Source organism: Streptomyces sp. NPDC005898 (assembly GCF_040629635.1).
Lineage (GTDB): Bacteria > Actinomycetota > Actinomycetes > Streptomycetales > Streptomycetaceae > Streptomyces.
The window spans coordinates 242,322-268,832 of the sequence record NZ_JBEXWC010000007.1 but is presented as its reverse complement, the minus strand read 5'-3'; the positions used below and the strand labels follow the sequence as shown (position 1 = coordinate 268,832).

The 26,511-nt window shown below is 71.7% G+C and carries 27 protein-coding genes, 2 pseudogenes and 1 riboswitch; of the genes and pseudogenes, 15 read left to right on the top strand and 14 right to left on the bottom strand.

The annotated features are described in order from the left end of the window. Positions 1 to 15 precede the first annotated feature (15 nt). From ABZ385_RS13105 to ABZ385_RS13080, 6 genes are all read right to left on the bottom strand, one after another. Positions 16 to 666, bottom strand: a complete 651-nt coding sequence (locus ABZ385_RS13105) for a response regulator transcription factor (RefSeq protein ID WP_358590164.1) — start codon at positions 664 to 666, stop codon at positions 16 to 18. After that, positions 651 to 1,931, bottom strand: a complete 1,281-nt coding sequence (locus ABZ385_RS13100; protein ID WP_358911342.1) for a sensor histidine kinase — start codon at positions 1,929 to 1,931, stop codon at positions 651 to 653. Before ABZ385_RS13100 ends, ABZ385_RS13105 begins: the two co-directional genes overlap by 16 nt. Positions 1,932 to 2,048: 117 nt before the next feature. Beyond that, positions 2,049 to 3,038: an NAD-dependent epimerase/dehydratase family protein gene (locus ABZ385_RS13095; RefSeq protein ID WP_358911340.1), complete on the bottom strand. Its 990-nt coding sequence runs from the start codon at positions 3,036 to 3,038 to the stop codon at positions 2,049 to 2,051. A gap of 66 nt (positions 3,039 to 3,104) precedes the next feature. Continuing rightward, positions 3,105 to 3,644 carry a winged helix-turn-helix domain-containing protein gene (locus ABZ385_RS13090; RefSeq protein ID WP_358699723.1) on the bottom strand — a complete coding sequence of 180 codons (540 nt, stop codon included), beginning with the start codon at positions 3,642 to 3,644 and terminating at the stop codon, positions 3,105 to 3,107. A 294-nt stretch (positions 3,645 to 3,938) separates the two neighbouring features. Then, positions 3,939 to 4,967, bottom strand: coding sequence for a glutamine synthetase (gene glnII, locus ABZ385_RS13085; RefSeq protein WP_358590582.1), 1,029 nt, complete (start codon positions 4,965 to 4,967; stop codon positions 3,939 to 3,941). 280 nt (positions 4,968 to 5,247) lie between these two features. Further along, positions 5,248 to 5,616, bottom strand: coding sequence for an ArsC/Spx/MgsR family protein (locus tag ABZ385_RS13080; RefSeq protein WP_358911338.1), 369 nt, complete (start codon positions 5,614 to 5,616; stop codon positions 5,248 to 5,250). Positions 5,617 to 5,779: 163 nt separating this feature from the next. On the opposite strand from ABZ385_RS13080, the gene ABZ385_RS13075 reads away from it, so the two are divergent. Both ABZ385_RS13075 and ABZ385_RS13070 read left to right on the top strand, forming a co-directional pair. After that, positions 5,780 to 6,082, top strand: coding sequence for a hypothetical protein (locus tag ABZ385_RS13075; RefSeq protein WP_358590586.1), 303 nt, complete (start codon positions 5,780 to 5,782; stop codon positions 6,080 to 6,082). A gap of 153 nt (positions 6,083 to 6,235) precedes the next feature. Beyond that, positions 6,236 to 7,324, top strand: a complete 1,089-nt coding sequence (locus ABZ385_RS13070; RefSeq protein ID WP_358911336.1) for an alpha/beta fold hydrolase — start codon at positions 6,236 to 6,238, stop codon at positions 7,322 to 7,324. An 82-nt stretch (positions 7,325 to 7,406) separates the two neighbouring features. Here the strand turns inward: ABZ385_RS13070 and ABZ385_RS13065 are convergent, their stop codons facing one another. Then, positions 7,407 to 8,540, bottom strand: a complete 1,134-nt coding sequence (locus tag ABZ385_RS13065) for an HAD family hydrolase (RefSeq protein ID WP_358911334.1) — start codon at positions 8,538 to 8,540, stop codon at positions 7,407 to 7,409. A gap of 271 nt (positions 8,541 to 8,811) precedes the next feature. Here ABZ385_RS13065 and ABZ385_RS13060 point away from each other — a divergent pair, with 271 nt between their 5' ends. The 5 genes from ABZ385_RS13060 to ABZ385_RS13040 all read left to right on the top strand — a co-directional run bounded on the left by ABZ385_RS13060 (position 8,812) and on the right by ABZ385_RS13040 (position 13,626). Continuing rightward, on the top strand, positions 8,812 to 9,672 hold the full coding sequence (locus tag ABZ385_RS13060) for a helix-turn-helix domain-containing protein (RefSeq protein WP_358911332.1): 861 nt from the start codon (positions 8,812 to 8,814) through the stop codon (positions 9,670 to 9,672). Positions 9,673 to 9,677: 5 nt separating this feature from the next. Next, positions 9,678 to 10,202 carry a VOC family protein gene (locus ABZ385_RS13055; RefSeq protein ID WP_358911330.1) on the top strand — a complete coding sequence of 175 codons (525 nt, stop codon included), beginning with the start codon at positions 9,678 to 9,680 and terminating at the stop codon, positions 10,200 to 10,202. A gap of 7 nt (positions 10,203 to 10,209) precedes the next feature. Beyond that, positions 10,210 to 10,395, top strand: a riboswitch (cobalamin riboswitch). Between the two features lie 113 nt (positions 10,396 to 10,508). Then, entirely contained in the window at positions 10,509 to 11,504 is a 996-nt protein-coding gene (locus ABZ385_RS13050; RefSeq protein WP_358590689.1) for an ABC transporter substrate-binding protein, read from the top strand. Further along, the gene (locus ABZ385_RS13045) at positions 11,501 to 12,529 is read left to right on the top strand and encodes an iron chelate uptake ABC transporter family permease subunit (RefSeq protein ID WP_358911328.1); all 1,029 of its coding nucleotides are present in this window, start codon (positions 11,501 to 11,503) and stop codon (positions 12,527 to 12,529) included. Before ABZ385_RS13050 ends, ABZ385_RS13045 begins: the two co-directional genes overlap by 4 nt. Before the next feature lie 329 nt (positions 12,530 to 12,858). Beyond that, complete coding sequence (locus tag ABZ385_RS13040; protein WP_358911326.1) at positions 12,859 to 13,626, top strand: ABC transporter ATP-binding protein; 768 nt, start codon at positions 12,859 to 12,861, stop codon at positions 13,624 to 13,626. Between the two features lie 217 nt (positions 13,627 to 13,843). On the opposite strand, the pseudogene ABZ385_RS13035 reads toward ABZ385_RS13040, so the two are convergent. Both ABZ385_RS13035 and ABZ385_RS13030 read right to left on the bottom strand, forming a co-directional pair. Beyond that, positions 13,844 to 14,761: pseudogene (locus ABZ385_RS13035) on the bottom strand (PAS domain S-box protein); the annotation flags it as partial. Between the two features lie 790 nt (positions 14,762 to 15,551). Then, positions 15,552 to 15,899, bottom strand: a complete 348-nt coding sequence (locus tag ABZ385_RS13030) for a hypothetical protein (RefSeq protein ID WP_358697616.1) — start codon at positions 15,897 to 15,899, stop codon at positions 15,552 to 15,554. Positions 15,900 to 16,149: 250 nt separating this feature from the next. On the opposite strand from ABZ385_RS13030, the gene ABZ385_RS13025 reads away from it, so the two are divergent. Continuing rightward, positions 16,150 to 16,713: a peptide deformylase gene (locus ABZ385_RS13025; RefSeq protein WP_358911325.1), complete on the top strand. Its 564-nt coding sequence runs from the start codon at positions 16,150 to 16,152 to the stop codon at positions 16,711 to 16,713. 199 nt (positions 16,714 to 16,912) lie between these two features. On the opposite strand, the gene ABZ385_RS13020 is transcribed toward ABZ385_RS13025, so the two are convergent. From ABZ385_RS13020 to ABZ385_RS13010, 3 genes are read right to left on the bottom strand one after another with little or no spacing between them, the layout of a single operon-like run. Further along, complete coding sequence (locus tag ABZ385_RS13020; protein WP_358911375.1) at positions 16,913 to 17,602, bottom strand: WbqC family protein; 690 nt, start codon at positions 17,600 to 17,602, stop codon at positions 16,913 to 16,915. Positions 17,603 to 17,648: 46 nt separating this feature from the next. Next, positions 17,649 to 18,317: a YdcF family protein gene (locus ABZ385_RS13015; RefSeq protein ID WP_121891966.1), complete on the bottom strand. Its 669-nt coding sequence runs from the start codon at positions 18,315 to 18,317 to the stop codon at positions 17,649 to 17,651. 14 nt (positions 18,318 to 18,331) lie between these two features. Next, positions 18,332 to 19,435 carry a hypothetical protein gene (locus tag ABZ385_RS13010; protein WP_358911323.1) on the bottom strand — a complete coding sequence of 368 codons (1,104 nt, stop codon included), beginning with the start codon at positions 19,433 to 19,435 and terminating at the stop codon, positions 18,332 to 18,334. Positions 19,436 to 19,589: 154 nt separating this feature from the next. Here ABZ385_RS13010 and ABZ385_RS13005 point away from each other — a divergent pair, with 154 nt between their 5' ends. The 6 genes and pseudogenes from ABZ385_RS13005 to ABZ385_RS12980 form a co-directional block, all read left to right on the top strand. Further along, a complete protein-coding gene (locus ABZ385_RS13005) occupies positions 19,590 to 20,018 on the top strand; it encodes a hypothetical protein (RefSeq protein ID WP_358911321.1) in 429 nt (142 codons plus the stop codon). Positions 20,019 to 20,029: 11 nt separating this feature from the next. After that, positions 20,030 to 20,431 carry an ATP-binding protein gene (locus ABZ385_RS13000; protein ID WP_358911319.1) on the top strand — a complete coding sequence of 134 codons (402 nt, stop codon included), beginning with the start codon at positions 20,030 to 20,032 and terminating at the stop codon, positions 20,429 to 20,431. Beyond that, a complete protein-coding gene (locus ABZ385_RS12995) occupies positions 20,428 to 20,898 on the top strand; it encodes a hypothetical protein (RefSeq protein WP_358911318.1) in 471 nt (156 codons plus the stop codon). The genes ABZ385_RS13000 and ABZ385_RS12995 overlap by 4 nt, the downstream gene beginning before the upstream one ends. A gap of 52 nt (positions 20,899 to 20,950) precedes the next feature. Further along, entirely contained in the window at positions 20,951 to 22,072 is a 1,122-nt protein-coding gene (locus tag ABZ385_RS12990) for an NAD-binding protein (RefSeq protein ID WP_358911316.1), read from the top strand. 5 nt (positions 22,073 to 22,077) lie between these two features. After that, a complete protein-coding gene (locus ABZ385_RS12985) occupies positions 22,078 to 22,620 on the top strand; it encodes an NUDIX domain-containing protein (protein ID WP_358911314.1) in 543 nt (180 codons plus the stop codon). A gap of 82 nt (positions 22,621 to 22,702) precedes the next feature. Beyond that, a pseudogene (locus ABZ385_RS12980) lies at positions 22,703 to 23,140 on the top strand (NUDIX domain-containing protein); the annotation flags it as partial. A 332-nt stretch (positions 23,141 to 23,472) separates the two neighbouring features. Here the strand turns inward: ABZ385_RS12980 and glnA are convergent. Then, positions 23,473 to 24,882: a type I glutamate--ammonia ligase gene (gene glnA / locus ABZ385_RS12975; RefSeq protein WP_358585671.1), complete on the bottom strand. Its 1,410-nt coding sequence runs from the start codon at positions 24,880 to 24,882 to the stop codon at positions 23,473 to 23,475. Between the two features lie 294 nt (positions 24,883 to 25,176). Here glnA and ABZ385_RS12970 point away from each other — a divergent pair, with 294 nt between their 5' ends. Then, a complete protein-coding gene (locus ABZ385_RS12970) occupies positions 25,177 to 25,644 on the top strand; it encodes an RDD family protein (RefSeq protein ID WP_358585638.1) in 468 nt (155 codons plus the stop codon). Between the two features lie 155 nt (positions 25,645 to 25,799). Here ABZ385_RS12970 and ABZ385_RS12965 read toward each other — a convergent pair whose 3' ends face one another. Continuing rightward, positions 25,800 to 26,504 carry a DUF4191 domain-containing protein gene (locus ABZ385_RS12965; RefSeq protein WP_358697619.1) on the bottom strand — a complete coding sequence of 235 codons (705 nt, stop codon included), beginning with the start codon at positions 26,502 to 26,504 and terminating at the stop codon, positions 25,800 to 25,802. Positions 26,505 to 26,511 lie beyond the last annotated feature (7 nt).

Genomic DNA, 26,511 nt, shown 5'->3' with positions numbered 1-26,511 from the left:
AACCGCCCTGCGTGTTCAGCGCCCTTGGTCCAGATAGGCCAGCACCGCGAGCACCCGCCGGTTGTCGTCGTCGGACACCGGCAGGCCGAGCTTTCCGAAGATGTTCGACGTGTGCTTGGCGATGGCCCGCTCGGTGACGACGAGCTGCGCGGCGATCGCCGTGTTCGAGCGGCCCTGCGCCATGAGTTCGAGCACCTCGCGCTCGCGCGGGGTGAGCGCCCCGAGCGGCTGGTCGCGCGAGCGCCGGGACAGCAGCTGCTGGATCACCTGCGGGTCCATGGCGGTGCCGCCGGCCGCGACCCCGCGCACGGCGTCGATGAACTGCGCCGCGTCGAAGACCCGGTCCTTCAGGAGGTAGCCGACGCCACCCGCGCCGTCGGCCAGCAGCTCCCGCGCGTACAACTGCTCGACGTGCTGCGACAGGACGAGGACGGGCAGTCCGGGCCGGGCGCGGCGGGCGGCCAGCGCGCACTGGAGGCCCTCGTCCGTGTGGGACGGCGGGAGCCGGACATCGACCACGGCGACGTCCGGCTCCAACTCCGCGAGGGCCTTGGTGAGTTCGGGCCCACTCTCCACGGCGGCCGCGATCTCGAAGCCGAATGCCTCCAGCATCCGCACCAGGCCGTCGCGCAGCAGGAAGAGGTCTTCGGCTAGGACAACGCGCAAGGGATCTCCATGGTGACCATGGTGGGACCGCCGGCGGGGCTGCTGACGGCCAGGACGCCGTCGAATGTACCGAGTCGGCGTTCGATCCCGCTCAGCCCGGAGCCCGCCCCGGGGTCCGCGCCGCCCCTGCCGTTGTCGGTGACGGAGACGCGGAGCATGCCGTCGGCGTGGTGCACGTCCACCCAGACGCGGTCGGCGCCCGAGTGCTTGATCGCGTTCGTCAGCGCCTCGCTCACCGCGAAGTACGCCGCCGACTCGACCGGGGCCCCGGCCCGCCCCGGCAGCTCCACGTCGACCTCGGTGGCCACCGGCAGGCGCAGCGCGAGGGCCTTCACCGCGTCCCCGAGGCCGCGTTCGGCCAGGACCGGCGGGTGGATGCCGCGGACCAGGTCGCGCAGTTCGCCCAGCGCCTCGCCGGAGTTCCGCCGGGCCTCGGCGAGCAGCTGCTTGGCCTTGGCCGGGTCCGACTCGACGAGCGCCTCGATGGTGCCGAGGTCCATGCCCATGGCGACCAGGCGGGCCTGCGCGCCGTCGTGCAGGTCGCGCTCGATCCGGCGCAGCTCGGCGGCGGAGTTGTCCACGGCGTCGTGCCGGGTCTCGGTCAACCGGTCGACGCGGTCGGCCAGTTGGCGCTCCCGCATGGCGGCCGTGGGCGCGAGGAACGTACGGGCGAGGAGGAAGTGGGCGCGTATGAGCGAGGTGTTGACCGCGACACCCAGCAGGAAGATGACCATGCCGAGCACGGCCGCCTGGTTGGCGGTGGACTGCGAGGTCACATGGATGAAGGCGAACCACTCGCCGCCGCCGGCCTCGTGGATCGGCTCCCACACGCCGAGCGCGAGGACCCAGCCGTAGACCATGTAGAGCAGCAGCACCGGAGGGAGGAGCGCGAGGACGGCACCCGCGGACATGTTCACCAGGAGCCACTGGAGGTCACGCCAGGTCGCGGGGTCCTTCAGCATCAGCGAGCAGCGCTCCACCTGCCCGGCGAGGCCGGACCGCTTCCCCACGGGGAAGGGGCGATAGGGCACCGGGATGCGCACCCCGGACCACTCGGCGGCCCGCACGCGGTGCGCGTCGGCGTACTTGCGCACGCCCAGGAGGATGGCGGGGGTGGTGAGGAAGCCGATGCCGAGCGGGAGGAACGCGATCGAGACGACCGAGAAGACGAAGAGGACGTTCGACCCCACCATCGAGACGATCGCCAGATAGAGGCCCCGGGCCCCCGCGATCACTGCGTCCTTCAGCCTCGTCATGGCATCCATCCCTCTCGGCGTCTACGGCGTCACCCAGTCTCGCCCGCCGCACGCGCCCAGGTCACGGGGCCCGCCCCCCGGCCCGGGGGTGTACCTGACGACACCCCCCGGGACCCACCCGGGGCTCTAGAGCCCGAGCACCTCGGCCTCCTTGGCGGGGTGCAGGCCGACCGTCGGGCGGTCCGGGCGCTGCGGCGGGGTGCCGCCGAGGGAGCGCAGCCACTCCCACGTGTCGCGCACCGTCTCCGCGACGGGCCTCGCCTCGAGCCCCGCGGAGATCGCCTTCCGCGAGGAGGTGCGGTGCATGGTGTCGTGCAGCTCGCCGGGCGCCAGCCACACCGGCAGCTCCGACCACGGCTCGACGCCCGCCTCCAGCACCGCCTCCGGTGCCGTCCACCGCAGTGACACGTCCGGGGCGCCCGCCACCTCGGCGCACGCGTCGAGCAGCTCGCCCATCGTGAACCGGCCCATGGGACTGACCAGGTTGTACGGGCCGTGCAGGGCTGCCGCCGAGGCGTCCAGGATCCACTGGGCGAGGTCCCGCACGTCGACGTACTGGATCTCCAGATCCCGGGGTCCGGGAGCCAGCACGGGGCCGCCCCGCGCCATCCGGTTCAGCCACCACGGCAGCCGGCCGATGTTCTCGTACGGGCCGAGGATCAGCCCCGCCCGGGCGAGGATCGTCCGCTCCGGTCCGAACGCGTCGAGCGCGGCCAGCTCACCGCCCCGCTTGTCCCGCTCGTACGTCGTCGCCGCCGCGTCCGGGTCACCGTCCACCACGGGGAAGCTCTCGTCGGAGCCGGCCTCGCCCGGGTAGCGGTACACGGAGCCGCTCGACACGTACACATACCGTCCGGCCCGCCCGGCGAGCAGCCGCGCCGCGTCCCGTACGGCGTGCGGCGCCGCCGACCAGGTGTCGACCACCACGTCCCACTCGCCGCCGGCCAGCGCGGCGAGGCCGCCGTCCGCCGTCCGGTCGCCGTGCACGGCGCGGGCGCCCCGCGGCGCGGCGTGCCGGCCGCGGTGGAAGACGGTCACCTCCCAGCCACGGGCCAGCGCCGCCTCGGTGACGGCACGGCCCACGAACTCGGTCCCACCCAGCATCAGAAGTCTCATGCGGGTGACTCTGCCCTGATCGCGGCGGTCAGGGAACGCCTTCTGCTGCCGGCAGAGGGCGGGCGCTCAGCGGGGCGTCGGCGGCACGTACTTGTAGCCCACCCGCCGCACCGTCTGGATCGTCGCCCGGTGCTCGGCGCCGAGCTTGCGCCGCAGCCGCGCCACGTGGACGTCCACGGTCCGCCCGTCGCCGACATGGCCGTACCCCCACACCGTGGTCACCAACTGGTCGCGGGTGTGCACCCGGTGGGGGTGCGCGACGAGGTGCGCGAGGAGTTCGAACTCCAGGTACGTGAGGTCCAGGGGCCGCCCCTCCACGGCGGCGGAGCGCTGGACGGCGTCGATGGTGATCGGCCCCGTGGCCGGTGCCTGCGGCGGGGCACTCTCCTGCGCGGCGGCCGGCACGAGGACGAGGTAGCCGACCATCGGCGGCTGCCCCGGCAGGGTCGGCAGGGTGTGCTGCGGCGCGGGCAGCCAGGTGGCGCCGGGCGGCAGGAAGTCGGGGACGCGCACCACCTCGTCCGGGTCGACGGCGCGCAGGCGCCCCCGGGCGGAGGACGGGGCGGTGGCGGTGGCAGTGGCGGTGAAGGTACGGGAGTTCGCCATGAGAGGTCAGCTCTTTCGCGCGAGATAAGGAGTCGTCGAGAACGAGACGTACGTCGTTACGTCGTGCGCGTCAGGCGAAGGCCGGGGTGAACGGCTTTAGAGGGCCCGCGCGTTCGTCGCGCGGCAACACACCCGGTCGAAGTCGTGGTGCTGACGGGAGGGCCAGAAAGGCTCGAGGTCGTCACGACCCGTCGAGGTGTTCTGGTGGCTGCCCATGCTCCCCATTGAATCAGATGACGACGGGGGCGCCCACCCGTACCGGTGGGCGCCCCCGTCGGCGGTGTGCACGGCGGGTCAGACCTGGCCGGCCTTCTCCAGCGCGGAGCAGCAGGTGTCGACGAGCAGGCGCGTCACCACGTACGGGTCGACGTTGGCGTTGGGACGGCGGTCCTCGATGTAGCCCTTGCGGTCCACCTCGACCTGCCAGGGGATGCGGACCGAGGCGCCGCGGTCGGAGACGCCGTAGCTGTACTCGTTCCACGGGGCGGTCTCGTGCAGGCCGGTGAGCCGGTCGTCGATGCCGGCGCCGTAGTTCTTGACGTGGTCCATCGGCTTGGAGCCCTCACCGAGGGACTCGCAGGCGGTGATGATCGCGTCGTAACCCTCGCGCATCGCCCGGGTGGAGAAGTTGGTGTGCGCGCCCGCGCCGTTCCAGTCGCCCTTGACCGGCTTCGGGTCGAGGGTCGCGGAGACCTTGAAGTCCTCGGCGGTGCGGTAGAGCAGCCAGCGGGCGATCCACAGCTGGTCGGAGACCTCCAGCGGGGCGAGCGGGCCGACCTGGAACTCCCACTGGCCGGGCATGACCTCGGCGTTGATGCCGGAGATGCCGAGGCCCGCCGTCAGGCAGTTCTCCAGGTGCGCCTCGACGACGTCGCGGCCGAAGATCTCGTCCGAGCCGACGCCGCAGTAGTAGCCGCCCTGCGCGGCGGGGAAGCCGCCGACGGGGAAGCCGAGCGGGCGGTCGCCCTCGAAGAAGGTGTACTCCTGCTCGATGCCGAAGATCGGCTCCTGCGCGGCGAACCGGGCCTCGACCTCGGCCAGTTCGGCGCGGGTGTTGGACTCGTGCGGGGTCATGTCCGTGTTGAGGACCTCGCACAGGACGAGTACGTCGTCGCCGCCGCGGATCGGGTCCGGGCAGGTGAAGACGGGCCGCAGCACCCGGTCCGAGGCGTGCCCCTTGGCCTGGTTCGTGCTGGATCCGTCGAAGCCCCACAGCGGCAGCTCCGCACCCTTCGCGTCGTCCCCGAGGATCTTGGTCTTCGAACGGAGCTTGGCGGTCGGCTCGGTGCCGTCGATCCAGATGTACTCAGCCTTGAAGGTCACGGGGGCCCCATCCTTGAAACGTTCGGTACGGCGCAGAACGTGCGGGTGCTGCGGTGCCGTGGTGATGTGCGGCAGCCTGGCAATCCGCGATTTCCCGGCCGTTGCCCTCGTGTGAACCCCGTGTTACCTGCTCGGGGTGTGGCCCACGTCACTCGGGGGCCGCGTCGGCGGCGGCGGTCCCGGGTGCGGCGCCGCCACCCGCGCGCTCGCGGGGGCCGGTCCGTATACGCTCCCGACCGGTTTCCGCGGGCTCGGAGGCGGCGGCGCCCGCTCCCGGGCGTCAGCGGGCGAGCGCGTCCCGCACGGCCTCCTCGGTCCGGGCGACCACCGCCGTGCCGTCGTCGGCGGTGATGATGGGCCGCTGGATCAGCTTCGGGTGCTCGGCGAGGGTCTTGATCCAGCGGGCGCGGGCCGAGGCGTCACGGGGCCAGGCCTCGCGGTCGGTGAGGTCAAGGTCCTTGGCGGCCTGCTCCTGGGTCCGCGTGATGTCCCAGGGTTCGAGGCCGAGGCGTTCGAGGACGGCACGGATCTCGTCCTCGCTCGGCACGTCGTCGAGGTAGCGGCGCACGGTGTAGTCGGCGCCCTCCGCGTCGAGCAGCGTCAGGGCGCTCCGGCACTTCGAACAGGCGGGGTTGATCCAGATCTCCATGCCCACACGCTACCCCCCGAACCACCCGCCCCAGGCCCGTGCGGCACGGCCTTGTTCGAATGCCTCAAAGCCCGTCTGGCCAGCGGCGATTGTCAGTGCCGGGCGGTAGAATCAACGTAGTGTTCGAGGGCGCCCGACGGGGGGTCCCGACCGCGACAGGAGGATGCCCGTGCCCGCTGCCGCACCGACGAAGAAGCGTGTTTCCCGACCCGTACTGATCGACCTGCCGTACGCCCCGCTGGAGAAGAAGGCGCTGCCCGCCGGCCGCCCCCGCGAGTGGTACGTCCACCACAACCGCCGTCTGAAGGCCATGCGCCTGGCGATCGCCCTGCTCGACTCGGGCGTCCATCTGCCGAACCAGGCGAGGAACACCACGATCAGGAGCATGGCGGAGCAGGTCGGGATCCACCCGCCCTCCGACATCACCTGCCACATGGTGCGCGCGTTGATGCGCTACAGCCGCTGAGCGAGCGGCCGCGCAGCGCCGGCCGACCAAATGCGGGGCGCACGGCGGGAGTTGCCCGCCGCGCGCCCCGTCCCGTCGTGGCTCCGTCCCGGCGTGCCCCGTTTCGGCGCGGGGCCCGTGCGGTCATGTGTGCGATGGGACATGCTGGGCCCCATGACCCAGCCGGAACCCGTCGCCGCGCTGCCCCTCGTGACGACCGCCGAACTCCCGGACGGCACCTGCCTTCCGGTGCGCGGCCTGCGCGCCCCCGCGCCGGAACGTTTCCTGCCGTCCGGCTCGGGGCCGGCGCCGGGCCCGCCCCCGGCTCCCGTGGTGCTCGTCCTGCCGGCCATGGGCACCCCCGCCCGCTTCTACCGCCGCTTCGCGCGTCAGCTGCACGACGAGGGGCTGACCGCGCTCACCGCCGACCTGCGCGGTCAGGGCGAGGCGACCTCGCGCGCCACCGGCCGCGCGGCGGGCGACCACGGCTACCGGGCGATCGTCGAGGAGGACCTGCCGGCCGTCCTCGCCGCGATCCGCGCCGAGCTGGGCCCCGAGCCGCCCCTGTACCTCCTCGGCCACAGCCTCGGGGGGCAACTCGCGTTGGTGTACGCGTCATTGGCGAGGAAGGCCGTCGGCGCAGGGGGCTCGGAGTTCGGGGGCTCGGGCGTCGGGGGCCCGGACTTGAGGGACGCCGGTGTCGGGGGATCGGGCGTAGGGGGCTCCGGCGTAGGGGGTTCCGGTTTTTGGGGCCCCGGCGTCGACGGAGTGGTGATCGTCGCCACCGGCTCGGTCTGGTTCCGCGCGTTCGGCGCCCTGCGCGGCCCCGGCCTGCTCCTGACCCAACTGCTGATCACCGCCACGGCGGCCGTGCTCGGCCGCTGGCCCGGCACCCGGCTCGGCTTCGGCGGCGACCAGCCGAGGGGCGTCATGCGCGACTGGGCGCGCCAGGTGCGTACGGGGCGCTACCGCGCCAGGGGCTCCGCGCTCGACTACGAGACGGCGCTCGGCACCCTGGATCTGCCCGTGCTCGCCGTCTCCGTCGAGCGCGACGCCTACGCCCCCGTCGGCGCCCTCGACCACCTGCTCGCCAAGACCCCGCGGGCGCGCCTGACCCGCCACCACCTGACCGCGCGGGAGACCGGCACCCGGCTCGACCACTTCGCCTGGGCCCGGGCGGGCGGCGCGCTCGCCAAGCGGGTGGCGGCCTGGGCGACCGCCGACGGGCGCCGGGCGGGGGGATGCCGGGCCGGGGAGTCATGAGCGGTGCGCCCATGACCCGTACGGCCGTGACCCGTACGGCCGTGACCCCGTACCCCCGCGGTCGACGTGGTCGTGCGGCGTGTCAGCCGATCTGCTCCGGTGTGACCGTCAGCCACCGCTTGTCCGCGGTCACCTTCTGGCCCAACTCCCGCTGGCGCCGCGCGTTCTCCTCCTTCATACCGTCGAGCTGCTTCATGTACGCGTCCTTGCGGTTGACCCACACCCGTACGCCGCCGTGCTCCACGTCCGCGGAGTGGAACAGCATCGGGCCGTCGCTGACCGGGGTGTCCCCGGCCACCAGGACCGGCTTCCGCCACTCGTCGATGTAGGTGTTGATCGCCGCGGGCTTGCCCTCGAACCAGGTCAGCGGCGCCCACAGGTTCGGCGTCAGCTCGCGCCCGGCGAGCCGCGCCCGCTCCTTCTCGCCGAAGCGGCCCTCGGCGATCTCCTTGCGGGAGGTGGTGACGTCACCGGTCCCGCGGTCCTTGAGCTGGAGCGAGACGCCGATGACGTTCTGCGGCCGCACGCCGTAGCCGTACTTCGGGTCCGCGAGGACCATGCGCACCAGGTCCTCGGCCGCCGCGCTGACGACGTACACCTCGATGCCGTGCGCCCGCAGCGTCCGGTAGAGCTGCCGCATGCCCGGGGAGAACTCCGGCGGCTTCACCTCGGTCCGCGTCGGCTTCCCGCCCTCGTAGTACTCGGCGGGGATCGGCTTGCCGTACGCCAGCAGCTCGTCGACGTACTTCTTGAGTTCCCTCAGCGTGAATCCGGAGAAGATCTGCGCGGCCCAGGGGTAGCAGACCTGGTCGTCCACCTCGCACAGCCGGTTGTAGTAGCTGTAGAGGCTCTCCTTGTGCCCGGCCTTGTCCTTGAAGGGGATGACCTTCAGGGACGGGTCCATGGTCTCGCGGGTCAGGACGCCCTTCATCTCCAGGAAGGGCAGCAGCGACTCCTCCAGGTCGTTGCGGTACGTCGTGTTGTCCGCGTCGAAGACGGCGTACGCGCCCTTGTGGTCGTTCGCGGCGATGACCTCGCCGAGCCGCTTCGCGACCGGCTTCGGCCAGTGCGACAGCTCGCGGGCGGTGGCCGCCGAGGTGTCGGCGGCGCTCGCCTGGTCCGTCGGCCACAGCGCGCTGCCCGCGAGGACGGCGGCGGCCAGCGCGCCCATGGCGCCGATGAGGGCCGGCCTGCTCTTCACCCGTACTGCTGCCATGTCTCTGCGTCCCTGCCGTTCCCTGAGAGCGGTGTGCGCCCCGTTCGGAGCGGCGCGCAACTCTATGGGCCCCCGGGGGCCGATTCCCATGATCGACGTCACCGGGCGGCGGCGGCATGGGGGGAGGCGGAGGCGGGTAGGGGAGAGGGACGCCGGACCCGGGGGAGGGCGGGCGCCGGCGGTGACGGCGTTGGGCCAGCGGGGACGGCGGGGGCCGCCGCGGGCGGCTGGGGCCGCCGCGGGGAGCGGTCGCATCGCCCATACTGGCCGCATGGGCTCCCGTGAGTTCGTCAGGGCCGTCCCCCGGCTCGACGGCATGGTCGTCTCCGCGGTCGGCTACCGCACCGCGGGACAGCGCCCCGCCCTGCACCGGGGCCTGCCCTCGCCCCACCTGACGGTGATCTTCTCGCTGGACGGCGCCATCGCCGGCGGCGACACCCCCGACCGGGCGACCGGCCCGGACGCCACCCGCACCGACATCGTCGTGGGCGGCCTGCACCAGAGCCCCGTGTACGTCGTCCAGCCCGAGCACGAGGCGGGCATCCAGCTCGCCGTGCACCCGCTGGCGGCCCGCGCCCTCCTCGGCCTGCCCGCCGGAGCGCTGACCGGACAGTCCGTCGTCGCCGGCACCGACGTGTTCGGCGAGCGCGCCGGCGACCTCCGCGAGCGGCTGTGCGAGCTGGACCGCTGGGAGGACCGCTTCGCCGCCCTCTCCGCCTACCTGCGCCGGCGCGCGGCCACGGACCGTACCGCCGGGACCGTACGTCCCGAGGTCGCCGAGGCCTGGGCCCGGCTGGCCCGGCACCGCGGCGCGGACACGCTGGGCGCCCTGTCCCGGCACGTCGCGCTCAGCGAACGCCGCCTGACCGCGCTCTTTCGCGCCGAGACCGGGCTGAGCCCCAAGCAGGCCGCCCGCCTGATGCGCTTCCAGCACGCGAAGGACGCCGTGGTCCGCGCCGTCGCGGCGGGCGGCCCGCCGAACCTCGCCCGGGTCGCGGCCGACACCGGCTACTGCGACCACTCCCACCTCGTACGCGACTTCCGCCGGTACACGGGGACGAGCCCCACCGGCTGGCTCGCCGAAGAGTGCCGGAACATCCAAGCCGAGGCGCACGGCGAGGGCGAAGAGTGAGGGACATGACCAACACCACACCGAACCCCGCACCGTCCCCCGCCTCCAACGCACCCGCCTCCAGCGCGCCCACCCCCGGCGCGCCCGCCTCCAGCGCACCCACCCCCGGCGCGCCCGCGCCCGGCGCGCCCGCCCCCACCATCTGGCCGGGCCTCCAGGCCGAGGACGCCCCCGCGCTGATCGACTTCCTCGTCGGCACCGTCGGCTTCCTGCGCACGGCCGTCCACGAGGACGGCGGCCGCGTCGTGCACGCCCAGCTCGACTGGCCCGAGGGCGGCGGCGTCATGCTCGGCTCCCACGACCCCGCCACCGAGGGCACCTGCGGCACACCCGGCACCGCGAGCGCCTACGTCGTCACCGACCGGGTGGAGGACCTGTACCGCCGGCTCACCGAGGCGGGCGTGCGGGTCATCGCCGAGATCGAGGACAAACCGTACGGCGGCCGAGAGTTCGCCGTCGCGGACCCGGAGGGAAACCACTGGTCCTTCGGCTCCTACCGGGGCGAGCCGAGGCCCGGACCGACCCCGTGAGCACGCGTGATAACTTGCGCAAGCCAGTCAAACCCACACCTGGGCCAGGGAATCCGGTGCGAATCCGGAACTGACGCGCAGCGGTGAGGGGGACGGGCGGGGCCACGGCCACTGGGCGTCTCACGACGCCCGGGAAGGCGCCCCGCCCGGTTGATCCCGAGTCCGAAGACCTGCTGGCGCCTTCGCCCGCACACCGGGCGGCGAAGGTCGTGACGCAGACCAGGCTCCGCGTATGAGCCGTGACACTCAAGGGATCGCGTGTCCTCGAAAGCCCGTACATCCGTCCTGCGCCGTGCCGCACTCCTCATGGCCGGCACGCTCGCGCTCAGCGCCTGCGGCGGCGGCTCGGCGCCGGAGCCCGCGGGCAAGGGCGCCGACGGCTACCCCGTCACCGTCGCCTCATGCGGCAAGGACGTGCGGGTCACGGCCCCGCCCCAGCGCGCCGTCTCGCTCGACCAGGGCTCCACGGAGATCCTGCTCTCCCTCGGGCTCGCCGACCGCATGGCCGGCACCGGCACCTGGACCGACCCGGTCGCGAAGAACCTGGCGAAGGACAACGCGAAGGTGGAGCGGCTCGCCGACCGCTACCCCTCCCTGGAGAAGGTCCTCGCCAAGGAACCGGACTTCGTCAGCGCCTCCTTCCTCTACACCGTCGGCAAGGGCGGCGTCGCCGACCGCGCGAAGTTCACCGACCTCGGCGTGCCCGTCTACGTCTCGCCCACCGACTGCGCGGGCAAGGACAACGACGGCGGCGGCGACGGCAAACGCGTGCGGACCCTCACCATGGACACCGTCTACGGCGAGATCCGCGACCTGGCGAAGGTGTTCGGCGTGCGCCAGCGCGGCGAGCGGCTGATCGCCGACCTGAAGGGCCGCGTCACGAAGGCCACGAAGGACGTCGAGGCGTCCGACGCGACGATCCTGTACTGGTTCGCCAACTCCGACGCCCCGTACATGGCGGGCTGCTGCGGCGCGCCCGGCATCATCACCCGCGAACTCGGCGCGAAGAACGCCTTCCACGACACCCGCGAGGAGTGGCCCCAGATCAACTGGGAGACCGTCGCCGACCGCGACCCCGACGTCCTCGTCCTCGGCGACCTCACCCGCAGGTCGCAGTCGGCCGAGAGCGCCGAGGCGAAGATCAGGTTCCTGGAGACCAACCCGGCGACCAAGAACCTGACCGCCGTCAGGAAGAAACGGTACGTCCGGCTCAGCGGCCAGGCCATGAACCCCACGATCCGCACCGTCGACGGCATCGAGCAAGTGGCGGCCGGGCTGCGGAAGTTCGGGCTCACCACATGAGCGTGGCCGCACCCGCCCGGCAGGGGCTGCTGTGGCTGGCCGCGTGCGCGGCGCTCGCGCTGTCCGTGGCGCTCGCCGTCACCATCGGCCCCGCCGACATCTCCGTGCCCGACGTGTGGTCGGTGCTCGCCGCGCACCTCGGCTGGGGCGAGTCGCGCCTCACCCCCCTCAGGGACGGCATCGTCTGGAACCTGCGGATGCCCCGCACCCTGCTCGCCGCCGTCTGCGGCGCGGGCCTCGCGGTGTGCGGGGCGGTCATGCAGTCCCTGCTCCGCAACCCCCTCGCGGACCCCTTCGTGCTCGGGGTGTCGTCCGGGGCGTCCACGGGGGCCGTCGCGGTCGTCGTCCTCGGGGTGGGCGGGGGAGCGGTGTCCATCTCGGCGGGGGCCTTCGCGGGCGCGCTCCTGTCCTTCGCGCTCGTCCTGCTCCTGAGCCACACGCTGGGCGGGACGACGGACCGGGTGGTGCTGTCCGGCGTGGCCGCGCTGCAGCTCTTCTCCGCCCTGACGTCGTTCGTCGTCCTCACGGCGGGCGACGCGGAGACCACCAGGGGCGTGCTGTTCTGGCTGCTGGGCTCGCTCAGCGGGGCGGGCTGGACGGACGTGTGGCTGTGCGGCGCCGTCCTCGCCGTGGCGCTGGTCGTCTGCCTCGGCCACGCCCGTACGCTCGACGCCTTCGCGTTCGGCCAGGAGGCGGCGGCGACGCTGGGCGTGCACGTGGCGCGCACCCGGCTCGTGCTGCTCTGCGTGACGGCGCTGCTGACCGCCGCGCTGGTCAGCTCGGCGGGCGCCATCGGCTTCGTGGGCCTGGTCCTGCCGCACGCGGCCCGCGCGTTCGCCGGCGCCGGCCACGCCCGCCTGCTGCCGGTCACGGCACTGGCCGGGGCGCTCTTCCTGATCTGGGTGGACACGCTGGCCCGCACGGCCCTGGACCCCCAGGAGGTCCCGGTGGGTGTGGTGACGTCACTGATCGGCGTACCGGCGTTCGTGCTGGTGCTGTACCGGACGCGGGGAGCGACGACGTGAGGCCCGAGAGGTCGGACGAGGTGAGGCCCGAGACGACGCCCGACACGGTGCGCGGACCCGGGGGCCGGGAAGGGCCGGTCGGGACCGGGGGTCGGGAAGGGCCGGCCGGGACCGGGGGTCGGGAAGGGCCGGCCGGGACCGGGGGTCGGGAAGGGCCGGCCGGGACCGGGGGCCGGGAAGGGCTGGCCGGGATCGGGGGCCGGGAAGGGCCGGCTGGGACCGGGGGTCGGGAAGGGCCGGCTGGGACCGGGGGTCGGGAAGGGCCGGTCGGGACCGGGCGCGGCCTGCGCGCGGACCGTGTCGCCCGCGAGGCCGGCGGCCGACTCGTGGTGGACGGCGTCAGCCTCGCCCCGCCGCCCGGCGCCACCGTGGGCCTCCTCGGCCCCAACGGCTCCGGCAAGTCCACGCTGCTGCGCCTCCTCGCGGGAGTCCTCGCGCCCGCCGCCGGGGTGGTCACCCTGGACGGCCGTCCGCTCGCCGACACGCCCCGCCGGGCGGTGGCGCGCCGCATCGCCGTGGTCGAGCAACACGCGTCCACGCAGGTCGAGTTGACGGTACGAGATGTCGTACGCCTGGGTCGCGTCCCGCACCGCCGCGCGTGGTCGGCCCCCACGCCCGAGGACGAGCGGGCGGTGCGGGAGGCGCTGGAGCACACGGGCCTCACCGAGCGGGCGGCCCAGTCCTGGCACACGCTGTCCGGCGGCGAACGCCAGCGCGTGCAGATCGCCCGCGCCCTGGCCCAGGAACCCCGCGAACTCCTCCTGGACGAACCGACCAACCACCTGGACGTCCAGCACCAGCTGGAACTGCTCGCACTGATCGCGGAACTCCCCCTCACCAGCGTGATCGCGCTGCACGACCTCAATCTGGCGGCGATGTACTGCGACCACGTGCTGATCCTGAAGGAGGGCACGGCGTACGCGGCGGGCACCCCGGCGGAGGTGATCACGGAGCAACTGATCGCCGAGGTCTACGGGGTACGCGCGGTGGTCACCCCGGGGGACCCGCCCCAGGACGGCAGCCCCCCGGCCCCGTCGATCCGCTTCCTACGAACCCGAGCCCCCGGCCGAGGCCAGGCGCGTACGACCGGCCCTTGAAGGGGGCGCCCTACCGTCCGGTCCCGCCGTCCGGGCGGAAGCGGCGCGACCAGCCGCGCCCGAGGCGTGTCGGAAAGGGCAGCGCCCACCGCACGGTCTGCGCGTCTTCGCCCGTGGCCTGCTCGTTCGGCTCCCTGCCCTCCGGTGAGCCGAACGACTCGGTCCGCGCGGCACCGACAGGTGCCGGAACCGTCGGTTCGGGGCTGGGGGCCGGGCGGATCTCGTCGATGTGGGACAGCTGGAAGATCGGGCCGTCGGACACGTCGGCCACGATCGAGGTACGCAGCCTCACCGGTACGTAGGTGCCGTCACGCCGGGCCAGCCGGACTTCTCCGTACCCGCCCTGGGGAGCCACGCGCAGCAGAGTCCCGATGTCCTCCGGGTGGACGAGATCGGCCAAGGAGTGCCGCCGCATCGCCGAGGCGGGGCGGCCGAGCATGGTGCACAACGCGTCGTTCGCCCGGAGCAGCCTGCCGTTACGGTCACCGCCCAGTTCGGCGATGGCGACACCGGAAGGGGCGTACTCGAACGCCTGGCGGAAGGACTCCTCGCTGGCGCGCAGGGCTTGCTGTTCGCGTTCCAGGCGGACCAGCGCGCGTTGCATGTTGGCCCGCAACCGGGCATTGCCGATGGCGGTGCCGCAGTGGTAGGCGTAGCGGCGCAGATGGCCGCGGGTCTGGGGGCCGGGCCGCAGTCCGTTGCGCGGCAGGTCGACCGAGATGACACCGATCAGTTCGTTGCGGAAGCCGGCCGTGTACATCGGGGCGTAGAGGCGGTCCTCCGGATGCCACTCCTGTTCCCGCTGGGGCAAGGGGCCGTCCGTGCGCCACTGGGGGACGTCGTCGTCGAAGAGCACCCAGCCCTCGGTGTGGGGGATGAAGCGCAGCAGGTCCCAGTCCTCGCCCATCGCCAGCCGGCGTTCCCAGGACTCACGGGAGCCGACGCGGCCCGTCATCACGGCCTCGGCCCCAGGATCGCCGGCGAGCGCGGCCACGACCAGATCACCGTCGGGCCGCACCAGGTTGACGGCGGCGAGCCCGTACCCGAGATGCGTCACGATGCCGTCCGCGGCGGCCTGCAGGGTGTCCGCCAGGCTGCGGCTGGTGTAGAGGTCGGCGATGGCCTGGTCCGCCAGGAGGGAGTCGGGGCTCTCGGGGCCGGCCTCCGCACCCTCGGGTGTGTCGCGCGGTGCCGTGTAGGCGGCGTTGCGGATGAAAGGCGCCTGCCCGAGCTGATTGCGGCACAGGCGTTGAGGCTCCGGACGCTCTCTCGTGACGAGCCGGGTGCGCAGCCGCGTGAAGATTGCGTCCAGGGTGAGCAGTTGGGTCTCGCCCGGGATTCCCTCCTGGAGGATGGAGGCCCATTCACCGGTGAAAGCCGTGACCGGCTCGCCGGGTGGCGCGAGCGCGACCGCAGTCTCCGCGGCGGCGGCCAGGAGGTAGGTGCCGTCCAGCTCCAGAGCGGGCGCGTTCGACTGCACGCCGAAGGCGCGGGCGCTGTAGCAGCAGTCGAGGACGACGATGCGGCGCTGGGCCCGGCTCCCCTCGACGTCCATCCGGATCCAGTCGTAAGGAACGGCCGAGTCGTGCACGGAACGTGGATCGCTGCTTTCGATGGCGAGGTGCAGACGACCGGTCCTGGGTTCGATCAACCCGTGGCCCGCGTAGTAGATCAGCAGCGTGTCGGAGGCTTCCCTGGCGGCCTTGCCGACAGCGCGGGAGACATCCCGTGGAAGCGGCGGATCGGCGAGGACCGTGCAGTGATCGGCGGGCAGCTGCCATTTGTCCCGGAGCAGGTTCCGCAGGATCGTGAGGTTTCCCCGCACCGCCGGCAAGGAGTCCAGCGCGGAGAAGGCGCTCGCGCCGACGAGGACGACGCGGGTGCCGTCGGGATCGGGCAGCTTCGCCGACTCTGGCGCAGCCACGTCATTCCCCCAGGACGCGGCGGAGCAGACGCTCGGCTTCCTCCTCCGACTCACCACTGATGTGCACCACGGTGCCGTCCGGCCGCTCGACGGTGAGAGTGGGACGCCGGGGGCGGGTGGAGCGCCAGCTCGCGATGGAGGTGGCCAGGGAGGCGGCGCTGAATCCGCTGCCGAGCACGAGGGCCAGGATGTCGATGCCGTTGCCCTGGTGACCGGGCTCCGCGGGGGAGCCGTTCCCCAACTCGGCCCGCAGGGAACGGCGGACCACCCTGTCGGAGTCGAGCCAGGCGGCGAGCGACCGAAGCTGCTCCTCGGCACCGCCGGACGAGCAGCGTACGAGAATGTTCAAGGGCCCCCCAGAAAACGCTCTCCCAAAATCACCCCAGCATGCCACACCACCCCCGGGCAGAAGCCCGTGGCGAGCCCGTCCAGGCCTCCGCGGTGGACGGTGACTTCTTCATCGTCTCCATTCCATCGACTTCATCATCGGCCGGGGGATGCACAGGGACCACGACCACACCGGCCCTGCACGCTCGGTACCGTCTGGAGTGGCGATTCAGGGCACGGCCCGAACACGACTCGGATCAAAAGGAGTTCAGGTGAGCGACGTGCGGCCCAGCCGGCAGATGCGCGACCTCGGAGTCGTCCAGCACGGCGCCGGCGTCCTCGCCGAACCGGCCCGCGCCTTCGACCTGCCCGCCGAGCGCGACGAGGCCGAGCGCATCACCGACGAGCTGTTCGCTGCCATGGAGCGGATCGGCCGGGTCCACCCCTTCGCCAAGGGCATGGGCATCGCCGCCCCACAGATCGGCATCGGCCGCGCCGTCGCGGTCGTCCAGCCGCCCGGCGACACACCTGCCGTCATCCTGCTCAACCCCCGGATCACCATTCGCTCCGAGGAGATGGATGAGCAGTACGAGGGCTGTCTGAGCTTCTTCGACGTGCGTGGCCTCGTGCCCCGCCCCCTGAAGATCACGGTGGAGGCCACGCTTCTGACCGGCGAGCCGGTGACCACCGCGTACGAGCGCGGCCTCGCCCGCCTCATCCACCACGAGATCGACCACCTCGACGGACTGCTCTACCCCGCCCGCATGCGAACAGGCGTCGACCCGATCCCCGTAGAGAAGTACCGCCAGACCGGCCGCGCCTGGACATACGACTAGGGCGTGTTTCGAAAGTAGCGTCGTCCGCCCGCAGGGCGGGCCAGGCGTCGCCAGGCAGACGGGACTTTCGAAACACGCCCTAGGCCGCTGGCACCAAGGGGCTGACCGCCTTCCAGGTGTACCGCCGCTGCGGGGCTTGGGCATCTGCCCGGCGAACCAGCTGAGGCAGATCGCGCTCCACGAGGAGGGGGCGGCTCGTTCAGGCTGCCGTCTGGAGCCAGCCGCGGTGGGCCGGGAGAGCCCGGAGGTGGGCTGCCACGGCGTCCGGGCCCAGGATGGCCAAGGCCCACAGGGCACTGAGGCGGCGGCCGGAGGACCAGATGCCGGTGGTCGGCGGCCGAAACGAGGCCACGGCGATGTTCTGAACCGTGAACGGGGCGGGGTCGAGATAGGTCATGCCACCGGTCCCGCACAGATACGCGCGGGCGCCGGTCGCCGCGGAAAGGTCCGCGAGCCGGACGGAGCGGCCCGGCCGGGTCGGCAGACGGCTGCTGGTGACGACCTGGCCCTTCCAGCCCAGCAGGTCCAGCAGGACGCGGGTGGAGGTCTCGGCAACCTTCGCGGTCTTGCCGGTGTCGAAGGCATCCAGCACCGGGTCAAGGGCCTCGGTGAGAGCGGGCCAGTGAGGACTGGCCCCATAGTGTTGCCGCAGCATCCCCGCGGTCCTGCGGCGGGCCAGGTCCACGTCGTCGATCACGGCGTCGCGGATGAGGGTGGGCCGTCCGCTCGGCAGGCGGGTGGGGATGGTAAGCCACTGCTGACCGGCGGGGTCGTGGAGGTTCGCGAGGCGGGCTCGGTGCTGGTAGTCGCGGCGGGTGAACTGCACGTTGTCCAGGACGATCCAGTAGTCCGCCGCGAACAGCTTGGCCAGCGTGGTCAGCCGGGGCAGCAAATTCGGCTGGTGGATGGCACACCACCCGCCTGGCTCGGGCAAGTCAGGGGTTGATGAGGCGGCTGGTGAAGCCGCCGCGGATGAGGGACTCGTACGCTGCATGCACGTCCTCCGGGACCTCCTGCTCGATGGCGAATCCGAGCTTTGGATACTCGATGACCCGCTGGAGGTCGCCGACGAGCATGTCCAGGACGAGTTTCTCGTCGCCGATGGACTTCAGATAGTCGTCGAACTCCAGCGGCTCCGACGCGCAGAGGATCTCGACGTCGGGCCACAGCTCGCGGGCGGTCGCGAACGACCGCCTCTCCATATAGGGCTTGGAGACCAGCAGCACCGACGCCGGGGTGATGCCTGCGGCGACGAGGACCTCACGCGAGAGGGTGATGTTCTGCCCGGTGTTGCCCGCGTTCGGTTCCAGCAGGATCGCCTCGGCGGGGACGCCGAGATCGATGGCGTGCTCGCGGAAATGGACGGCCTCACCACGCGGGAAGACCTTCGCAGTGGTGGGGCTGTTGCCGCCGGTGAAGACCAGGGTGGGGAAGAGCCCGGAACGGTACAGCTCGGCGGCATGGGCTGCGACGCCGAGGTCGTGGCTGCCCAATCCGATCGCCACGTCGACGGGCCGCAGCTCGTGCTGCATCTGGTGGTAGTTCCAGATCAGCTTGGCCTGGCGCCACTGGTCAGCGGTGATGCCCTGCTGGTCGTTGCTCACGCGTTTCTCCCTGGTCACCGTTGCCGGGGGCCGGTCGGCCCCTCGCCCATGGCCTTGATGCCCTCGATACTGCGCAGTTGGTGCACAAGTCCGTACTGCGCGGCCACCTTGGCGGCCTGGTCGAGGACGAGGTGTCCATCATCCCGGGTCGCCGCATCGGAGAGCAGGATGTGGCCATGAGCGGTGTGCAGTCGCACGCGTTGCATCGGTGAGTCGGGCGTCCCGCTGCTGCGGGCGATGTCGATGAAGTGCAGGGCCTGGGTAAGGTCGCCGGCGCCGCGGCGGGCGAGGGCAAGTTTTTGGTGGGCCACCGACCAGTCGTCCGGTTCGGTGAGGTCCTCGAAGTCGCGGGTCGCCACCTGCATGACGCGGGTCGCATAGTCGTGCTGGCCGTCCTTGCTCAGCGCGGTCCCCACCCACAGCCTCGCGCGGGCCCGGTCGCGGCGGGAGAGCCGGTCATCGACGGCGAGGGTCTCGTAGTTGCGGGCGGCGATCTCCAGCTCCCCGGACATCTCGGTGACGACCGCGAGGGACAGGTCGAGCTGGGCGACGCGGCGGGGGATGTCGAGCTGGGTGAAGACCGCGCGAGCGCCGGCATAGGAGTGCTGGGCGGACAGCGGGCCCAGGACAACGCCCTGGTCGCGCTTGAGGTCGCCGAGCAGGGCGGTGGAGCGGGCGAAGAGATACAGGCCCTTCTCGTCCAGCTCGGCGGCCTTGAACCGGCCCAGCCACCGGGTGAGGAGGTTGTCGGCGAAGGCGAAGTTCTGCCGGGACAGGGCGACCACGACCCGGTCGAGGTCATCGGCCCAGGACTCGTATTCCCAGGCTCTGGGGCCGGAGGCGGTTACGCGGCGTCGGCCGGCGTTCTGCACCGGGCTGGTCATCTCGGACAGGAGCGTTTCGAACCGCAGGTGGACAGCGGCGTCCGCGCGGCCTAGGGCGGTGTCGAGGATGGCCTGAGTGTCGGGTCTGGGCTCGGTGCCGGCGAGCTTGCTCTCCCACTTGGACACGGTCGCGACGGCCAGGCCGAGCTGCTGGGCGAAGGCCCGCACGCTCAGTCGCAGGGCGAGCCGCAGGGCCCTGGCCTCCAGGCCGGTCCAGTGGTGCACGGTCGCCACGCGTCACTCCCTTCCGCCGGTCATCGAAGCAGATCCGTGCGGTCGGCGGGACGGAAGTGGAACGGAAGTAGAACGGCCGGTGATTGGCCGCGAGTTGGCCGGACGCCACGCTCAGAGCGTCACCATTTGTCGAGCCTTTGGGACGGTCCTGAGCATGGAACCCCTCACGGAGCATCGCCCGGTCAGCGGCCCGGTCGTTTACGGCTTCCTGCGGCTGGTGCGGGTCTCCCAAGCGCGGCAGGACGCGCTGGTCGCCTCGCTCACCGAGTACTGCCGCAGCCACGAACTGCAGTTGTCCGGCGTCTTCACCCACCGCGACGCGTCCGCCGGACCCGCCTCGGCGGCGTTCACCGGGCTACTGGACGTGCTCGCGCTGCCGGACGTCTACGGCGTCATCGCCCCGGCCATGTCGCACCTGGGGCCGAAGGCCATAGCCGCTGAACGCGGGCGGCGGATCGAGGCGGTCGGCTCGCGGCTGCTGCTGGTCCGCAAGCCCCGCACGGCCCACCACTCCCTCTCTCGCAGCGGTCCCGTCCGCCGCCGTCACCCCGGCACCACCCGCGTCCTGGACGCCGAGTCATGAGGACCACCGTGATGACCAAGACGACCCAGCAGTTCTTCGACGCGCGGCCCGAGTCGGTCGGCCAGGCACGGTCCTTCACCTCTGAGGCCCTGGCCGGCTGGGGTCTGCCGGACCGCGCCGAGGACGTCCGGCTCTGCGTCTCCGAACTCGCCACCAACGCCCTGGTCCACGGGACTGCCCCCGGACACGGCTTCCTGGTCAGGCTCGGCGCCGACGAGGGTGTCGTACACCTGGAAGTGCACGACAGCCGCCGCCGGCACCCGGAAGCTCGGCAGGCCGCCGGCACGGACACCTCCGGACGCGGGCTGATCCTGGTGAACGCGCTCGCCGACGGCTGGGGAGTCGAGGACCGCACTCCGGTCGGGAAGGTCGTCTGGTCCTGCTTCAAGGCCACGGGAGGCACGACAGCATGAGCGTTCTGCTCACTCCGCCCGGCCCTGAGCTGCGGCTGCTGGTGTCGCTCGCAGCCTGGACCTGGCCGGGCACCCGCCCGGACGGCCGCGAGATCGCGCACATTCTGATCACCTACACCCCGGCCCTGACCGGCTCGGGCACCGCTGAGACGGCCGAGGCCAGGATGCAGCGGCTGTCCGCCAGCCTGGGGGGCCTGGTCGGCGCCCGGGAGGTCGTTCCGGTGCTGGAGCGCTGCCTGCAGATCGTCGGCGACCAGGTGCTGGTGCGCTTCCCCGGCGCCTCCCGGCGGCTGCGGCTGCCCACCCGTCGGTCCTGGACCGAACAGGTCGCCGGCAGCGGTGAGGCAATCCTCCTGCTCGGGCTGGGCCTCCTGCCGCAGTCCGCTGACGCCGCCAAGGTCGACGCCTACCTGGATGCAGCGCTCGTAGCCGACCGGCTGCTGTTCGGACGCGCCCGCATCCGTTGAACCCGCATCTCCTCGCACGGCCCCCGGACGGAACGGATGAGAGGGAACTGCCATGGAAACCTTCGAACGCGCCCGGCTGGACGCCTACTTCGCCCGGATCGCCGCCCAGTTCGCCCCGGGTGAGCAGACGGCGTCGTTCCTCATCACGCACCTGCTGGCCGAGCGTCCCGCGTTCGTCCGCGCGGTCGCCGCGATGACCCGGCTCACTGCGGTGCTGCCCAAGCCGAAGTCCGTCCACCCGGCCGCGAAGCGCGAGGTCGAGCAGACGCACATGGTCGACACCCTCACCCGCGAAATGTTCGCCCAGGCCGACGACGCTCTGGACTACCTCGAATCCCGTGCCGCCGACCAGACGGTCACCCTGCTGGACGTCGGCGGCTACTTCGCCCCCAGCCTCGCCGACGTCCACAACCGCTTTACCGGCCGGCTCGCCGGGGTGATCGAGGACACCGAGAACGGGCACCACCGCTACGAGGACCTCGACAAACTGCCCTGCCCCGTCATCTCCGTCGCCCGCTCACCACTGAAGGACCCCGAAGACTTCCTCGTCGGCCAGTCCGTGGTCTTCTCCACCGAGGCCGTCATGCGCGATCGCGGTGACATCCTCCACGGCCGCCCCGCCCTGGTGATCGGCTTCGGCAAGCTCGGCAGCTCGATCGCCCGCCTCCTGCATGCCAAGGGCGTTCATGTCACCGTCTTCGACATCGACCCCGTCCGCCGCACCCAGGCACTCTCCCAGGGCTTTACCGTCGCCCGCGACCGTGAAGCCGCCCTGACCGGGGCCGGCCTGGTGCTCTGCGCGACCGGCGCCGTCTCCCTGTGCGGCGAGGACTTCTCCCACCTGCGCAACGGCGCCTACGTCGCCACCGTCACCAGCAGCGAGGACGAACTCGACCTCGCCGGACTCCCTGACGTCTACACCCGCACCCAGGTCGGCGACCACGTCACCCGCTACCAGACCACCGGCCACTACTTCTATCTGGCGAACGGCGGCAACGCCGTCAACTTCATCCACGGCGCCAGCGTTGGGCCGTTCATCTTCCTGGTCCAGGCCGAGATCCTCGCCGCGATCAGGATGCTCACCCGCGGCGACCTCGCCCCCGGCATCCATGAGGTCCCCGCACCCGACCGCGAAGCCATCGCGGCGACCTGGCTCTCCTACTTCAACAGGTGATCACCATGACCATCACGGCCCACCACATCCGCACCACCATCGCCGCCTACCTCGACGAATACCCCGAGGACAAGCGCGAACTCGGCGTCGTCCTCGGCCTCCTGGACGACGGCGACGACCTCACCAGCCGTAAGACGCTGCCCGGCCACGTCACCGCAGGGGCCATCCTCGTCGGCCCCGACGGCCGCATCCTGCACATTCTCCACAACGTGACCCAGAAATGGCTCTTGCCCGGCGGTCATCTGGAGCCCTCGGACGAGACGCTCCTGCAGTCCGCCGGCCGCGAACTCGCCGAGGAGACCGGCATCCCGCCCCACGTCGTCACCCCGCACGGCGAGACTCCGCTCCACATCGACATCCACCCCATCGACGCCAACCCCGCCAAGGGCGAGCCCGCCCACCAGCACTTCGACTTCCGCTTCCTCTTCCGCACCACCGCCGACATCGGCGAACTCCAGGCCGAAGAAGTCTCCGACGCTGCCTGGCGAACGGTCGGCGCCCTCCACGACGAGAGGTTGGGTCAGCGCGTCGCCCAAGCACTGCGTTGACCCCAAGACCGGCCGCCCCTGCGTCTGCAAAGCCCGACGCACGCGGGGGCGGCCTCCCAGCCTCGCGAGGCACTCACCTGACATGCCCAACACCCCGCCCGACGAAGGGAACCTTGTGGCCCAGCAGACCGGCGATCAGCCGAAGGCCCTGAAGCCGGCGCTCGCATCCATGACCCTGCTGGTCGCCGCGGTCATCGTCCACGACAAGGCCACCAACCGCATCGTCCTCCTCCAACGCGGCGGGAACGCCAAGTTCGCCCAGGGCATGTGGGACCTCCCCGTCGGCAAGAGCGAGCCGGGCGAGCCCATCACCGAAACCGCGGTCCGCGAGCTCTACGAGGGAGACCGGCCTCATGCCCACGAATGGACCGGCGAACCCGACAACCGCGAACCCCGCAAGCACGCCCAGGTCTGCTGGGTCGACGTCGGCGCCATCCCCGAGAACTTCGTGGACACCACCTCCAGCGCCCTCCACCGGTACCTCGAAGGAGGCCCGGAAGTCTCACTCGACGGCTGGCAGCAGAGCGCCGGCCTTCTTCCTCGAGAACGGCAGGCAGGCCACGGATGGGATTGCTTCGTGCCCCGCCATCGAGATCGAGGGCGGGGCGCCTGACCGGTTCCCGCTCCTACAAGGTCGGAACCGGCGGCGAGGACCCCGGCGACGGCACGGAAGCCACCAGGACGATGTGGTGCGCTGGTGCCGGACCACGCGCGGGGCCGGCGCTCCGCTCCAGGAGTAGGCGAGGGGCCGCTACCCCGACATGGGTAGCGGCCCCTCGCAGTGTTCCGGCATCAGGTCAGAGCATTGACCCTGTTGTGGGGACTTCCGGTCAGGTCGCCTGACCGGGTCTCTTAGATGTCGAAGTACAGCTCGAACTCGTGCGGGTGCGGTCGCAGCTGGATCGGGGCGATCTCGTTCGTCCGCTTGTAGTCGATCCACGTCTCGATCAGGTCGGACGTGAAGACGCCGCCCGCCTGGAGGTACTCGTTGTCCGCCTCGAGGGCGTCGAGGACCGCGGGGAGGGACGTCGGGACCTGGGGGACGCCCGCGTGCTCCTCGGGGGCCAGCTCGTAGAGGTCCTTGTCGATCGGCTCGGCCGGCTCGATCTTGTTCTTGACGCCGTCGAGGCCCGCCAGGAGCAGCGCCGAGAAGGCGAGGTACGGGTTCGAGGACGGGTCCGGCGCGCGGAACTCGACCCGCTTGGCCTTCGGGTTCGAACCCGTGATCGGGATACGCATCGCCGCGGAGCGGTTGCGCTGCGAGTAGACGAGGTTGACCGGGGCCTCGAAGCCGGGGACCAGGCGGTGGTAGGAGTTCACCGTCGGGTTGGTGAACGCCAGCAGCGACGGCGCGTGCTTGAGGATGCCGCCGATGTAGTAGCGCGCGGTGTCCGACAGACCCGCGTAGCCCTGCTCGTCGTAGAAGAGCGGGGTGCCGCCCGTCCACAGCGACTGGTGCACGTGCATGCCCGAGCCGTTGTCGCCGAAGATCGGCTTCGGCATGAAGGTCGCGGTCTTGCCGTTGCGCCAGGCGACGTTCTTCACGATGTACTTGAAGAGCATCAGGTCGTCGGCCGCGGCCAGCAGCGTGTTGAACTTGTAGTTGATCTCGGCCTGGCCCGCCGTGCCCACCTCGTGGTGCTGGCGCTCGACCTGGAGGCCGTTCTTGTCCAGCTCCAGGGAGATCTCGGCGCGGAGGTCGGCGAAGTGGTCGACCGGCGGGGCCGGGAAGTAACCGCCCTTGTAGCGGACCTTGTAGCCGCGGTTGTTCTCGACCGCACCGGTGTTCCAGGCGCCGGCCTCGGAGTCGATGTGGTAGAAGCTCTCGTTCGCCGACGTCTGGAAGCGGACGTTGTCGAAGACGTAGAACTCGGCCTCGGGACCGAAGTACGCGGTGTCGGCGATGCCGGTCGAGGCCAGGTACGCCTCGGCCTTCTTCGCGACGTTGCGCGGGTCACGGCTGTACTGCTCGCCCGTGATCGGGTCGTGGATGAAGAAGTTGATGTTGACGGTCTTGTCGCGGCGGAAGGGGTCCACACGGGCCGTCGACAGGTCGGCGCGCAGCGCCATGTCGGACTCGTGGATGGCCTGGAAGCCACGGATCGACGATCCGTCGAAGGCCAGCTCCTCCTCCGGGTCGAACGCCGCCGCCGGAATCGTGAAGTGCTGCATGACACCGGGCAGGTCGCAGAACCGGACGTCGATGAACTTGACGTCCTCGTCCGCGATGTACTTCTTCGCGTCGTCGGCGTTCTGGAACAACATCCAACTCCTCCTACTCCCGCCCGGGGCGGGACGGGTTTGCAGCTCGTGGTGCGGCCGGTGGGGTGGCACACGCTGGGACCCGACCTTAGGGACGGGGGATTTCTCAAGCATGACCCATTTGTTTCGCCGAAGTTAACCGGCGCGCTTGCGTGTACCTCCGGTACCCCGCTCCCCGGCCCTCGTACACCTGCCCTCGCACACCTGACCTCGCACTCCTCGCGCCCCCGCCGGCCGTCACGCACACCCGACCCGCCCGTGTCCGCCCGAATCCGGGCGCAGTACCGTGGACGGGTGGACAACAGGCAAGCAATCGGATCGTGGCTCTCGGGCCCGCGCGCGGCCGCGGAGGACGCCGGTGTCGACTTCGGGTACCGGGGCGAGCAGCTCGGTCTGCCCGAGGAGGGGCCGGGGTCGATCGCGCGTCCGGGCCGCCGCATCGGGGCCATCGCCGTGGACTGGGGCCTGTGCATGGTGATCGCATACGGTCTGTTCGCCCGCGGTGACCAGCAGGCGATGGGCAACTGGGCGCTCGGCATCTTCTTCGTCCTCGGCGTGCTCACCGTCGGCACGGTCGGCTGCACGCCCGGCAAGGCCCTCTTCCGGCTCCGCGTCGTCGCCGAGGGCGGCGGCCGGCTCGGCTTCGGCCGGGGGCTGCTCCGCACCCTCCTGCTCTGCGTCGCCATCCCGGCCCTGATCTGGGACCGCGACGGCCGCGGCCTCCACGACCGCCTCGCCCGCGCCGTGCAGGTGCGGATTTAGCGGACCCAGCCGAGCAGGATCTAGCGCACCCAGCCAATCAGGACGGCCACGAGGGCGCCCTACGACGATGAGGGCCCCGGAACCGATCGGTTCCGGGGCCCTCATCGTCGTAGGGCATCGTCGTCAGGGAAGCGGGTGGAAGGGGCGGACCGGGACTACCTGCCCTTCGACCCGCGCGGCATGCGCATGCCCTTGGGCATCGGACCCTTCGGCAGCGGCATGTTCGACATCAGGTCGCCCATCGCGCGCAGCCGGTCGTTCGTCGCCGTGACCTGCGGGCCGGTCAGCACGCGCGGCAGCTTCAGCAGTGTCGTGCGCAGCTTCTTGAGGGAGACCGTGCCCTCACTGGTGCCGACGATGACGACGTGCACCGGCACGTCCGACACGATGCGCGCCATCTTCTTCTTCTCGGCGGCCAGCAGGCCCTTCACGCGGTTCGGGTTGCCCTCGGCCACCAGGACGATGCCGGCCTTGCCGACGGTGCGGTGCACCACGTCCTGGCTGCGGTTCATCGCGACCGCGGGGGTCGTCGTCCAGCCGCGGCCGATCTTGTCGAGCACCGCGGCCGCCGCACCGGGCTGGCCCTCCATCTGCCCGAAGGCGGCACGCTCGGCCCTGCGTCCGAAGACGATCGCCATCGCGAGGAAGGCGAGCAGGAAGCCGAGAATGCCCAGATAGACCGGGTGGCCGATCAAGAAGCCGATCGCGAGGAAGACACCAAAGGTGACGATTCCCACGGCCGCGATGATGAGCCCGATTTTTGAGTCGGCCCGTCGGGTCATCTTGTAGGTCAGAGCGATCTGCTTGAGTCGCCCTGGCTCCGCGGCCGCATCCGCCGCGGTGGTTTCCTTCCTCGCCATGCCCTGA